Annotated in this window: 10 protein-coding genes and 1 pseudogene; 9 read left to right on the forward strand and 2 right to left on the reverse strand. The window is 74.1% G+C overall.

Features of this window, described 5'->3' with window-relative positions; all coding sequences use genetic code 11:
* Positions 1–5: 5 nt before the first annotated feature.
* Positions 6–497 carry a DUF5949 family protein gene (locus ACIF80_RS15930; protein WP_399804636.1) on the reverse strand — a complete coding sequence of 164 codons (492 nt, stop codon included), beginning with the start codon at positions 495–497 and terminating at the stop codon, positions 6–8.
* Positions 498–820: 323 nt separating this feature from the next.
* Here ACIF80_RS15930 and ACIF80_RS15935 point away from each other — a divergent pair, with 323 nt between their 5' ends.
* Genes ACIF80_RS15935 through ACIF80_RS15945 form a run of 3 tightly spaced genes read left to right on the forward strand, consistent with a single transcriptional unit; the run spans position 821 to position 4,732 of the window.
* A complete protein-coding gene (locus ACIF80_RS15935; RefSeq protein ID WP_399804639.1) occupies positions 821–1,675 on the forward strand; it encodes an ABC transporter ATP-binding protein in 855 nt (284 codons plus the stop codon).
* On the forward strand, positions 1,672–2,649 hold the full coding sequence (locus tag ACIF80_RS15940) for an ABC transporter substrate-binding protein (protein ID WP_399804642.1): 978 nt from the start codon (positions 1,672–1,674) through the stop codon (positions 2,647–2,649). Before ACIF80_RS15935 ends, ACIF80_RS15940 begins: the two co-directional genes overlap by 4 nt.
* Positions 2,650–2,653: 4 nt before the next feature.
* Entirely contained in the window at positions 2,654–4,732 is a 2,079-nt protein-coding gene (locus ACIF80_RS15945) for an iron ABC transporter permease (protein ID WP_399804644.1), read from the forward strand.
* Between the two features lie 69 nt (positions 4,733–4,801).
* Here ACIF80_RS15945 and ACIF80_RS15950 read toward each other — a convergent pair whose 3' ends face one another.
* Complete coding sequence (locus ACIF80_RS15950) at positions 4,802–5,254, reverse strand: phospholipase (RefSeq protein ID WP_399804646.1); 453 nt, start codon at positions 5,252–5,254, stop codon at positions 4,802–4,804.
* 307 nt (positions 5,255–5,561) lie between these two features.
* Between ACIF80_RS15950 and ACIF80_RS15955 the strand changes: the two genes are divergently transcribed.
* The 6 genes and pseudogenes from ACIF80_RS15955 (at position 5,562) to ACIF80_RS15980 (ending at position 11,412) form a co-directional block, all read left to right on the forward strand.
* Positions 5,562–7,013, forward strand: coding sequence for a hypothetical protein (locus tag ACIF80_RS15955; protein ID WP_399804649.1), 1,452 nt, complete (start codon positions 5,562–5,564; stop codon positions 7,011–7,013).
* Between the two features lie 107 nt (positions 7,014–7,120).
* A complete protein-coding gene (locus ACIF80_RS15960) occupies positions 7,121–8,413 on the forward strand; it encodes an AAA family ATPase (RefSeq protein WP_399804652.1) in 1,293 nt (430 codons plus the stop codon).
* Positions 8,410–9,798, forward strand: coding sequence for a VWA-like domain-containing protein (locus ACIF80_RS15965; protein ID WP_399804655.1), 1,389 nt, complete (start codon positions 8,410–8,412; stop codon positions 9,796–9,798). Before ACIF80_RS15960 ends, ACIF80_RS15965 begins: the two co-directional genes overlap by 4 nt.
* 117 nt (positions 9,799–9,915) lie before the next feature.
* Positions 9,916–10,124: pseudogene (locus tag ACIF80_RS15970) on the forward strand (substrate-binding domain-containing protein); the annotation flags it as partial.
* A 120-nt stretch (positions 10,125–10,244) separates the two neighbouring features.
* Entirely contained in the window at positions 10,245–11,033 is a 789-nt protein-coding gene (locus ACIF80_RS15975; protein WP_399804658.1) for an SAM-dependent methyltransferase, read from the forward strand.
* A 67-nt stretch (positions 11,034–11,100) separates the two neighbouring features.
* Positions 11,101–11,412: a hypothetical protein gene (locus ACIF80_RS15980; RefSeq protein ID WP_399804661.1), complete on the forward strand. Its 312-nt coding sequence runs from the start codon at positions 11,101–11,103 to the stop codon at positions 11,410–11,412.
* Positions 11,413–11,589: the final 177 nt, after the last annotated feature.

The raw sequence follows: 11,589 nt of genomic DNA on the forward strand, positions 1-11,589 counted from the left end.
GGCGGTCAGCCGGTGTGCAGGGTACGGGCGGGCAGCAGGACGTGGGCGGCGGACCGCAGGGTGTCCTGGTCCGAGGTGAACGCGTCCAGGGTCGCGGGGTCGCCGGGCTCGGCACCGGACGGCCAGGGCCGGGTCGTGAAGACGAGGTACACGTGCCCGCGTTCGCCGACGGCGTCGGCCCACTTCGGCGGTGGGACGAACTGGGCGTCGAAGCCCGGCAGGGTGAGCGACGCCGCGCCCGGCACGACGACGACACCGGACGGGCCGGTCTCCTCGGCGGCGTCGACGAGGCGACCCGAGGGAGACAGGCCCGCGCCGCGCAGCAGGTGCCGCACGGCGTCCGCGGTGGCGTCCGGGCCGCTCGCCCCGTTCCCCAGGGGGCAGGCGAGGAGGAAGGGGACGCCGCCGTCGGGTGTTTCCCCGCGCCAGGCCATGACGACGACGGAACCCAGGTCGGCGGGGTTCCATGGCTGCGCTGCGGTAGAGGTCGTGGACACCGCGGAACCGTATCGGCGCGGCGGTCCTCATCCGGTCGGCCGTCACCCGTCCGGGCGATGCCCGCGGCTGCTTTCCACACGTATGAGGGATGAACAGCCGCGCGGGGCGGCCGTGTTCGGAGTTCCGGGGCGAGGCCCGGTGGGCCGGGGCGCTCCGGACATGACGACATGACCGCATAACGACATGACCACATGACGACGCGGCAGATCACGAGCACGGGCAGGGGTGCGGTCGCGGGCTCCGCCGCGGGCCGGAGCCGCGACCGGCTCCGGTACAGGTCACCGCCGGATAACGCGCACTAAGGGTAGGCTAACCTTGCGGAGTGAAACCTGGTGAAGAGGCGTCCTCCGGCCTGCGTGGCCATGAGTTGGCGGCGACCGATGTGACCGTGGCGTACGACGGCGTGGACGTCGTCCACGCCGCGGCGTTGACCCTGCGGCCGGGCGAAGCGACGGTCCTGGTCGGTCCCAACGGCAGCGGCAAGTCGACCCTGTTGCGCACCGTCGCGCGGCTCCAGTCGCCCCGCCGGGCCACGCTCACGATCGACGCCGACACCGACGGCCTGGCCCTCAGCCCCCGCGAGTTCTCCCGCCGCGTGGCCCTGCTGCTGCAGGGACGGCCCACGCCCAGCGGTCTGAGCGTGCGCGACGTCGTCGAGTTCGGCCGCTACCCCCACCGGGGCCGCTGGGGCGGCGCCGACCCCGGCGGGCGGGCCGCGGTCGACCGCGCCCTCACCCTGACGGGCGTCGCCGAACTCGCCGACCGGGGTGCCGAACACCTCTCCGGCGGACAGCTCCAGCGCGTCTGGCTGGCCGGCTGCCTGGCCCAGGAGACCGGAGTCCTCCTCCTCGACGAACCCACCACCTACCTCGACCTGCGCTACCAGGTCGAACTCCTCGACCTGGTCCGCGATCTGGCGGACGACCACGGCATCGCCGTCGGCGTCGTCCTGCACGACCTCGACCAGGCGGCGGCCGTGGCCGACCGGATCGTGCTGCTCGCCGAGGGGCACATCGTCGCCGAGGGCACGCCCGAAGAAGTCCTGACGCCGGAGCGCCTGACCGAGGTCTACGGCATCCGGATCGAGGTCGGCACCGACCCGCTCACCGGCCGGCTGCGCACCCGCGCGATCGGCCGTCACCACACCCGCACCGAAAGGCTCAGCACCCCCTCATGAGACGCCTTCTGCTCACCGCGCCCGTGGCCGCCGCGGCCCTCCTGCTCACCGCCTGCGGAACCACCGAACCCGCCGCCACCGAGGCGAAGGAGTCCGCCGAGGCCATCACCCTCACCGACGCCTCCGGCGCCAAGGTCGAACTCGACGCCCCCGCCAAGAACGTCGTCGGCACCGAGTGGAACGTCGTCGAGACCCTGATCTCGCTCGGTGTCGACCCCGCCGGCGTCGCCGACGTCAAGGGCTACAAGGCCTGGAACACCGCCGTTCCGCTCACCAACGAGCCCAAGGACATCGGCACCCGCGGCGAGCCCAGCATGGACACCATCGCCTCGCTGAAGCCCGACCTCATCGTCGCCACCAGCGACCTGCAGCCCAATGCCCTCAAGCAGCTGCGCAAGGTCGCCCCCGTCCTCACGGTCACGTCCGCCGACGCCTCCGACCAGATAGGGCAGATGTTCGAGAACGTCGACCTCATCGCCCAGGCCACCGGCACCACCGAGCAGGCGGCCACGCTGAAGAAGGACTTCGACGCGAAGCTCGCCGAGGGCGGGAAGGCCCTCGCCGACGCGGACCTGGACGGCGCCGAGATCGCCTTCGCCGACGGCTACGTCACCTCCAACCAGGTCTCCGTCCGCCCCTACACCTCCGGCTCCCTCATCGGCGCGGTCAACGAGCGGCTCGGGCTGAAGAACGCCTGGAAGGCGGAGGGCGACAAGGCCTACGGTCTGGCCGCCACCGACGTCGAGGGGCTGACGGCCCTGGGCAAGGACGTCCGGTTCGCCTACATCGGCAGCGACGACGACCCCAACAGCGATCCCTTCGGCAACCAGCTCGCCAAGAACTCCGTGTGGAAGTCCCTGCCGTTCGTGAAGTCCGGTGAGGTCCACCGGCTGCCCGACGGCATCTGGATGTTCGGCGGTCCCGGCTCGATGGGGGCGTACACCGACGCCGTCGTCGAGGCGCTGACGAAGTAGCGCGATGGCCGTCACCGCCAAGCCCGGCCCCGTCCGTCCGGAGACGGCGCAGGCCCCGGCCGCGTCCCGGACGGGCGCGGCCGCGGTGACCGGGGCACTCGTGCTCCTGGTCGTGGCCCTCGCCGTAGTCGACATCACCCAGGGCACGGCGGCCGTCGGCCCGGCCGAGGTCCTCAAGGCGCTCACCGGCCGTGCCGATCCGGACGACGCGTCCGTCGTCATCGCCTCACGGCTGCCCCGGATGGCCGCCGGGCTGCTGGTGGGCGCCGCGCTCGGCATGGCCGGCCTCGCCCTGCAGGCCGTCAGCCGCAACGTCCTGGCCTCCCCGGACACCCTCGCCGTCAACGCGGGCTCCTACCTCGCCCTCGGCCTCGCGGCCGTCACCGGGGTCTCGCTGCCCCTGCTCGCCTCCTCCGGCGTCGCCTTCGCCGGCGGACTCGCGGCGGCGGCCGTCGTCCTCGGGCTGTCCGGGCTCGGGGCCGGAACGGTGCGACTGGTGCTCGCCGGCACCGCGCTCGCCCTCGGCCTCACGGCCGTCACCCAGAGCCTGTTGCTGCTGTTCCCGCAGCAGACCGAGGGCCTGTACCAGTGGAACCAGGGCAGCATCGCCCAGAACGGTTTCGACGGCGTGCTCCAGATGCTGCCCGTCGCGGTCGTCGGCCTGGCCGGCCTGCTGCTCGTCGCCCGCCGGGTCGACGCCCTCGCCCTCGGCGACGACACGGCGCGCGGACTGGGCGTTCCGGTGCGGGCGACCCGGGTCACCGCCGTGGTGCTGGCGACGCTGCTCTCCGCGGCGGCCGTCACCCTCGCCGGCCCCATCGGGTTCGTCGGCCTGTGCGCCCCCGCCCTGGTCCGGCCCCTCGCACGCCGGTTCCGCGGCATGCACCGGCTGCGGGCGGGCGTGCCCGTCGCCGGACTGGTCGGCGCGGCGCTGGTCCTCGGGGCGGACGTGCTGCTGCGTACGTTCGTGAGCGCGGACGTCTCCGTCGCGGTGCCCACCGGCGTCGTCACCAGCCTCGTCGGCGCGGTGTTCCTGGTCGTCATGGCGGCCCGGCTCCGCGACACCGCGGGCTCGCCCGCGCCGGACAGGCTGCGGATCCGCAGCCGCGCCGTCTTCGTGGCCACGCTCGCCGTGCTGGCCGTCGCCCTGGTCGGCCTGACGATCGCCGCGACCCTCGTCGGCGACAGCATGCTCCTGCTGGGCGACGTGCTCAACTGGGCGCAGGGCCGGGCCGGACGGACCGTCTCCTTCGTCCTCGACACCCGCGTCCCCCGCGTCCTGGCCGCGCTCCTCGCGGGAGCGGCCCTGGCGCTCGCCGGCACGCTGGTGCAGGCCGTCACCCGCAACCCGCTCGCGGAGCCCTCGGTCCTGGGCGTCTCGGGCGGCGGCGCGCTCGGCGCCGTCGTCCTCGTGACCACGGTGCCCGTCGCCGGGGCGTGGAGCGTCGCCGGTGCGGCGTTCGCGGGGGCCGCCGTCACCGCGGTCGTCGTCTTCGGGCTCGCGGCGCGCGGAGGCTTCCAGCAGAACCGGCTGGTGCTCGTCGGCGTCGGCGTGGCGGCCGGGACCACGGCCCTGATCAGCCTGCTGATCGTGCTCACCGACCCGTTCAACGCCACGAAGGCCCTCACCTGGCTGTCGGGCTCCACCTACGGCCGGACCATGCCCGACGTCCTGCCGCTGGCCGCCGTGCTCGTCGTCGGCATCGCGGTGGCGGCCGTACGGCACCGGGAACTCGACCTGGTCTCCCTCGACGAGGACACTCCGCGGCTCCTCGGACTGCACCTGTCGCGCGGCCGGCTGGGCTTTCTCGTCGTCAGTGTGCTGCTCACCGCCACCGCGGTGGCCGCCGCGGGCACCATCGGCTTCGTGGGCCTGGTCGCCCCGCACGCGGCGCGGGCCCTCGTCGGGCGCCGGCACACCCGCGTCCTGCCGGTCGCGGTGCTGCTCGGCGCCGTACTGGTGTGCACCGCCGACCTGTTGGGCCGCACCGTGATCGCACCGGCCCAACTGGGCGCCGGCCTCATGACGGCCGTCATCGGCACGCCGTACTTCCTGTACGTGCTCGTGCGCAGCCGGCGGTAACGGAGGAAGCCGGATGCCGCCGGGCCCTCGGGGCACTCGGCGGCATCCGGCCGGTCCGGGCGGGAACGGTCAGCCGAAGGCCCTGACCGCCTGGTAGTACGTCCACGCGGTGCTGGTGCAGGCGGTCTTCGTGGCCCCGGTGTAGCCGGCGCAGACGCGCTTGAGGTCTTCGTGGAAGGCGTTGTCGAGGCGTGCCTTGTTGGCGTCGAAGGAGCCGGCCGCCTTGTAGTTGCGGTAACCGAAGTCGTGGCGCGCGCAGGACGTCGCGAAGGGGAAGCCGAACGGGTTGTCGGGGGACGTGGAACAGTAGTCGGTGCTCCAGTCGAACCCGTAGGCGGCCCAGGCGGCCTGGTTGGAGCGCGCGGCGACCCACTGGTTGTGGCTCGACGCGCTGGTCTGCGTCCAGCCGGAGAGGACCTGCGCCTTGTCGGCGGGAGCGGCCTCGGCGGCTGCGGCGGTACCCAGGACACCGACGGCGGCGAGAGCCGACGCGGCCAGGGCGGTGGCGAACTTGCGGTGCATCCCACACCTCCACGAGACTGCGGCCCGACCACCGGGCCGCAGGTTCATGACAAGAAGATGCCCGTGGCGTCCACGCCTTCACACCACGAGCGGCTCAACAGTCTGTCAACGTTCGGGTCGGCCAGGCGTCGTGCTCGTGTCGCGTGGACCAACTCCCCGGCCGACGAACGGAGTCCGGGCTCGCGGGACCGACGGGCGGAGCGGAGAATAATCGCTGGGCCCGTGGGGGCGGGGGAGTTATGCTCCTGGTGATGATCACTCACTTCGTTCCGAGAACGGGGGTTCCGTCCGCGCAAGGTGAGCACTGATGCTCACACCGACCGCGAACGGGGACACCCGTCTTCTTCTCTGGCTGCGCGTGCGGAAGTTCGCCGTGCCGCCCTCCATGATCGAAACCGCGACCGCCCGCCGACGCGTCGGCGACTGGGCGGGGGCCTGTGCCGCCGCGGGCATCGACGTCGACCTGGACCTGCGGTCCCTGGCCCGCACCCATGGCCAGGCCCTCGCAGGCGAAGTCCGTTCCGACCTGCGCCACTTGGCACCCGATCTGCTGCGCTGGCAGTTGCCGCGGATCGCCCCCGACGGGCTGTTGCGTCCTGGCCTGACCATCGCCCTGGCCCGGTACGGCAGCAGCGCCGATGGGGGCGGTGACGGCCCCCGGGCCGGCACCGGGACCAGTGCGGTGCACCTCGTGGTCCGGACTCCGCCCGCCTGGGCGGACGGAGGCCAGCGGTTCGGCCTGGAGCTGTGGGACGGCCGCCGGCTCCGGGACGACGCCCGCCGCCACCCGCACCCGCGTCCGAGCCCACGCTTCCGCCTCGACCTGCACCGCCACCTGTGGGACGCCCGCCGGAGCGGCGAACTGCGGTCGCGCTCCGGGGCGGACCGCCCGGCCGACGCCGACGACCGGGCGCTGCCGACGGGTTCACCGGAACTGCTCCCGTCCGGCCATCGCTGCGCCGTCGACCGGTGGCGCGACGAGGCCGCGCTCGTCCTGTGCGACGCGGGGCGCACGACCGGCGCGGTCGTCGCGCGGATCGGCAACGGGCGCCGACTGCTCCTGCACCTGACCGACGGCGGGGACGGCGCCCCGGCACCGCCCGTCCTCCGGATCTCCTCCGCGCCCGCCGACGGCAGCGCCTCCGCCCTGCCCCTCCTGCCCTACGCGGCCACCCACGTGCTCCCCGACCTGGAACTCCTCCGCACCGGTGCGCTCGACCCCGGCCGGCTGCACCCGCTGGTCGCCTCGGCGCTCGCACCGGGTTCCGCACCGGATCCGGTGCCCGGACCGGCGCCGACCGGTTCCCGGCGCGCAACGGACCCGGCGGACGAGCCGCGTCTCGTGGAGTGCCGGGGAGAGCGGCACCGGATCGGGCCGGTCGACGGGGTGCTGGCAGCGCTGGACCACGACCCGGCCGAGACCGGGCGGGAGGAACTGCTGGCCGCGCTGACCGGTACGCCGCTGCCCTGCTTCCAGGCCATCGACCGGGCACACCGCCGCCCGGACTGCCTCACCGGCGTACGCGAACGCCTGGACCACGGCGACATCACCGGCGCGCTGGCCGTGGTCGAGGGACTGCTCGGTCCCGGCGCGCGCCTGCGTGACGGCCCGTTGCGCGACGAACTCGAGGCGGCCGCCGAGCGGCGGATCGCCTACGGCCTGTACCGGGCGGGACTCGGCGAGCCCGCGCCGGGCCGGCTCCCGCCCGGCAGCCGGTGCCCTCACGGCCACCGTCCCCGTCCTCGCCTCGCCATGTGACGCACCAGTGACACCACCGGGGGCGCTTCTCCCGGCGTCCCTGCCGCCCCGCCCGCGCACCCACACCCACACCCATGCTCGCTCCTCACGCCCACAGGTGATGATGTATGACCGCATATGCGCCTTCTGTCTTCCGTCCCGTCCCCCCGCCCGCTTCCGGCACCGCCCCGACGTCCTTCGGCCCGCCCCGCGCCTCCCGGCTCGACGTCGCCGGTGATCTGCTCGCCCTCCTGAGCGACACCACCACCGAACCCCGCCCCGACACCCAACTGGAGGCCCTCACCCTGGCCGTGGCCGCCGACCTGCCCGTCCTGCTGTGGGGCGAGCCGGGGATCGGCAAGACCGCGGCCCTCACCCAGCTCGCCACCGCACTGGACCTGCCGCTGACCACCGTGATCGCCAGCGTGCACGAACCGTCCGACTTCTCGGGGCTGCCCGTCGTCGGGGACGACCCGGCCGAACAGGGAGTGCCGATGGCTCCGCCGGACTGGGCCGTGCGCCTGGTGCGGGCGGGCCGCGGACTGCTGTTCCTGGACGAGCTGTCCACCGCTCCTCCGGCCGTGCAGGCCGCCCTGCTGCGCCTGGTGCTGGAACGGCGTATCGGCGCCCTCCTACTCCCTCCCGGCGTACGGATCGTGGCCGCCGCCAACCCCCGCGCCTCGGCAGCGGACGGCTGGGAACTCGGCCCGCCCCTGGCCAACCGGTTCGTGCACCTTCGGTGGACCCACGACCACGGGGTCGTCGTCCGCGGCCTCGGCGGGACCTGGCCCCGGGCGACCCTGCCACGTCTCGACCCGGAGAAGCTGCCCGAGGCCGTGGACCTCGCCCGCCGCGCGGTGTGCGGGTTCCTCACCGCCCGCCCCCCGCTGGTCCACCGGCTGCCCGACAGCGAGACACGCCGGGGCGGTCCCTGGCCCTCACCGCGCAGCTGGGACATGACCCTGCGTCTGATCGCCTTCGCCACCGCGGCCGGCTCCGCCCGCGACGTACTCTCCCTGCTGGTCAGGGGCACCGTCGGCGACGGTCCCGGACTGGAGCTGCTGGCGAGCCTGGACCGGATGGACCTCCCCGACCCCGAGACGCTGCTCGCCGACCCGGCGGGCGCCGAACTGCCCGAACGGGGAGACCTGCGCCAGGCCGTGCTCGACGGGGTGGTGGCCGCGGTACGCGCACGCCCGGAGAAGTCCCGCTGGGACGCCGCGTGGGCGCTGCTCGTCCGGGCCGTGGAGACCGGCGCCCCCGACCTCGTGGTCGTCCCCGCCACCACCCTCGCCACCCTGCGCCGCGAGGACTGGGACGTACCGGAATCGATCGAACGCCTCACCGGAGTGGTCGCCCTGTCCCACCGGGCCGACCGGGCGGCGGCCCGCTCCGTCACCCCGGCGAGGGCGGGCCGATGACCACACGCACCCGCGCCACGGCCGGTGACACCACGGCCGGTGACACCACGAGCAGCGACACCACGTCCGGTGACACCACGGACATCCATGCCACGCGCACCGGCAGCACGCGCACCCGCCCCACGACCCCACCACCCGTCCGCACCCTCGACGCCGACAAACTCCTCGCCGCCCGTCTGCACGCCGCCCGCGCCCGGCCCTACCTGGCGACGGCACTGTTCGCCCTGCACCCCGTCGCGTCGGCACGGGTACCGACGATGGCCGTCGACCGGCACTGGCGGTGCTACGTCTCGCCGGGCTTCGTGAACCGCACCCCCGAGGAGGAACTCGCCGGTGTCTGGGTGCACGAGGTGTCGCACCTGCTGCGCGACCATCACGGGCGCTGCGACCGCTACGCACGGGCGCACCACCTGAGCGGCCCGGCGGAACGGCTGCGGATGAACATCGCGGCGGACTGCGAGATCAACGACGACGTGTTCGGCGACGGCCTGGTCCGGCCCCGGGGCGCGATCACGCCGAGGAGCCTGCGGCTTCCGGACGGAGAGCTGATGGAGGACTACCTGGGCCGGTTCCGGCTCGGGCCGTACACCCAGGGCATGGCCTGGCTGGACTGCGGCAGCGGCGCCGACGGGCTGGAACGGGAGTGGGACCTCGGGCCGGACGGCGCGCACGGCCTCAGCGAACAGGAACGCGACGCGGTCCGGTTCCGGGTCGCGCAGGGCATCAACGCCCGGCCGGGAGACGCCCCCAGGAGCTGGCAGCGATGGGCCGAGGAGGCGTTCCAGCCGCCGCAGCCCTGGCGGGAACTGCTCGGTGCGGCACTGCGCGCGGCGGTCTCCGGCTCCGGCGCGGGCGACGACTACTCCTACGGCCGTCCCGCACGCCGCTCGGCCGGCCTGCCCGGTGTCGTGCTGCCGAGCCTGCGGCGCACGCCGCCCCGCGTCGCGGTGGTCATCGACACCTCCGGTTCGGTCAGCGACGCCGAACTGGGCAGCGCGCTCCGGGAGGTCGCGGCGATCTCCCGGGCGGTGGGCGGCCGCCGCGACATGGTGTCGGTGGTGTCGTGCGACGCCGCGGCCACAGCCGTGCGGTCCCTGTGCCGTGCTGAGGGGATACCGCTGGTGGGCGGCGGCGGAACGGATCTGCGCACGGGTTTCACCACGGCCCTCGGATCGCGCCCCCTGCCGGACGCCCTCGTGGTGCTGACCGACGGTCAGACACCCTGGCCGGACCGGCGGCCCCCGTGCCGGACGGTGGTCGGCCTGTTCCCCCGCCGCCACCCGGCCGACTCCTCGTACGACGAGGACAGCCCCGGGTACCGGCCGGACGCACCGCCCGACTGGGCCCGGGTGGTGACCGTCGCCGAGGGCCCCGGCAGCCGGTGAACCAGGGCCCGAAGGACGTCAGGTCCCGGTCACGTCCGTGACCGTCCACCGCCGGTTGGCACCGGAGTTGGACTCCCAGGTCGTCACCGCGGCGCCCTCGTGGGTGACCTGGCCGCCGACCTCCAGGAGGCGTCCTCCTTCCTGCCCCCGCTGACCACCGTCCACCAGGACTTCGCCGAGCTGGGCGGCGCTGTGTGGCGGCCGTCCTGAGCAGGATGCGCCATGACGGCCCCGAGCGGGGGACCACCCTCGTCCCGACCCGCCTGGTACCGCGCGCCAGTACGGCACCGCCGCCGCCGGCGACGCGGGCGCGGACGGGCGGCTGAGGCGGCCCGGTCCGGCTCAACTCGCCCTTTCCGCACTCAACTCACCCTGTCTACAGGCGTGTTGCTGTGCGAGACTCATTGATCGCCAGCGCCGTGATCCGCCGTGGGAGGGAGTTCGTCATGCCGGCCGGCAGGTCCAGCCATCCGCAGATCGACACCAGCAGGGCGCACCCCGCGCGGGTCTACGACTGGCTGCTCGGCGGCAAGGACAACTACCCCGTGGACGAGGCCGTCGGCGAGAAGCTGCCGCCCCAGGCGCGGGACGCCGCCCGGCAGAACCGCCGGTTCATGCACCGGGCCGCGGCCTGGCTCGCCGGGCAGGGCGTCGACCAGTTCCTCGACATCGGCACCGGCATCCCCACCGAGCCGAACCTGCACCAGATCGTGCAGACCGTCGTCCCGGCAGCGAAGGTCGTCTACACCGACAACGACCCGATCGTTCTGCGGCACGCGGAAACCCTGCTGATCAGCAGTCCCGAGGGGGCCACGGACTACTTCCAGGCCGATGTGCGCGATCCCGGGAAGATCATCGACCACGCCCGGACCGTCCTCGACTTCGGCCGTCCGGTCGCGCTGTCCCTGATCGCCCTCCTGCACTTCATCCCCGACGACCAGGAACCCCGCGCCGTCGTCGGCGAGTTGCTCTCCGCGCTCCCGCCGGGCAGCTACCTGGTGCTGTCGCACGCGGCGTCCGACCGCCACGCGGAACTGGCCGCCCGGGTCACCGCCGAGTACGCCCTTGCCGGCATCCGCCTCGGCTTCCGCACCCGCCCCGAGGTCGCCCGCTTCTTCGACGGCCTGGACCTGGTGGAGCCGGGCCTGGTCACCGCCACGGAGTGGTTCCGAAAGGCCCCGGCCCCGGCACCCGAGGACAGCGGCATCTACGCGGGCGTCGCCCGGCTCCGCTGACCCCGCCCCACCCGCCCGGTCCCGCCGCGGGCACCGCCCGGTACCGCGTCCGGCCGCGGATGACACCGTGGTGAACACCCTGGAGTCCCGCGGAGTGCCGCCCGGCGAGGCCCGGGACGTCGCCCGCCAGGTCACCGAGGCGGTCTCGGGAGGCGGCGACACCCGGGTGCCGGAAGGCAGCGGTGAGGCCGGCACCGCCATGCGGGACGCGATGCCGGCCGTGCGGATGGACTTCGCGCAGGCCGGTCAACGGGTGTTCCACGGCATGGCCGTCGCCCTGGGCACCGCCTTCCACATCGCCCTGCGCCACCCGGGCGGCCGCACGGGCGCGGTCCCCGCCCCGCAGGACGAGCGGCACACCGCAGCCCCGGCACCCTGACTCCACATCCGGCCGCCGTGTCACACCGCACTCGCCATGTCCCACCGCACTCAGCGCGTCACGCGGCAGGCCGGACATCCCCGCATATGAATTTGTCGTGCACCTTGCAAAGGCGGGTCCGTTGTTGGTTCCATCGGGTTAGGAAAGTTTCCTAACCATCGCCCGTGCGAACGGAGC

The sequence above is a fragment of the Streptomyces sp. NPDC085927 genome (assembly GCF_044540975.1).
Taxonomy (GTDB): Bacteria; Actinomycetota; Actinomycetes; order Streptomycetales; family Streptomycetaceae; genus Streptomyces; species Streptomyces hirsutus.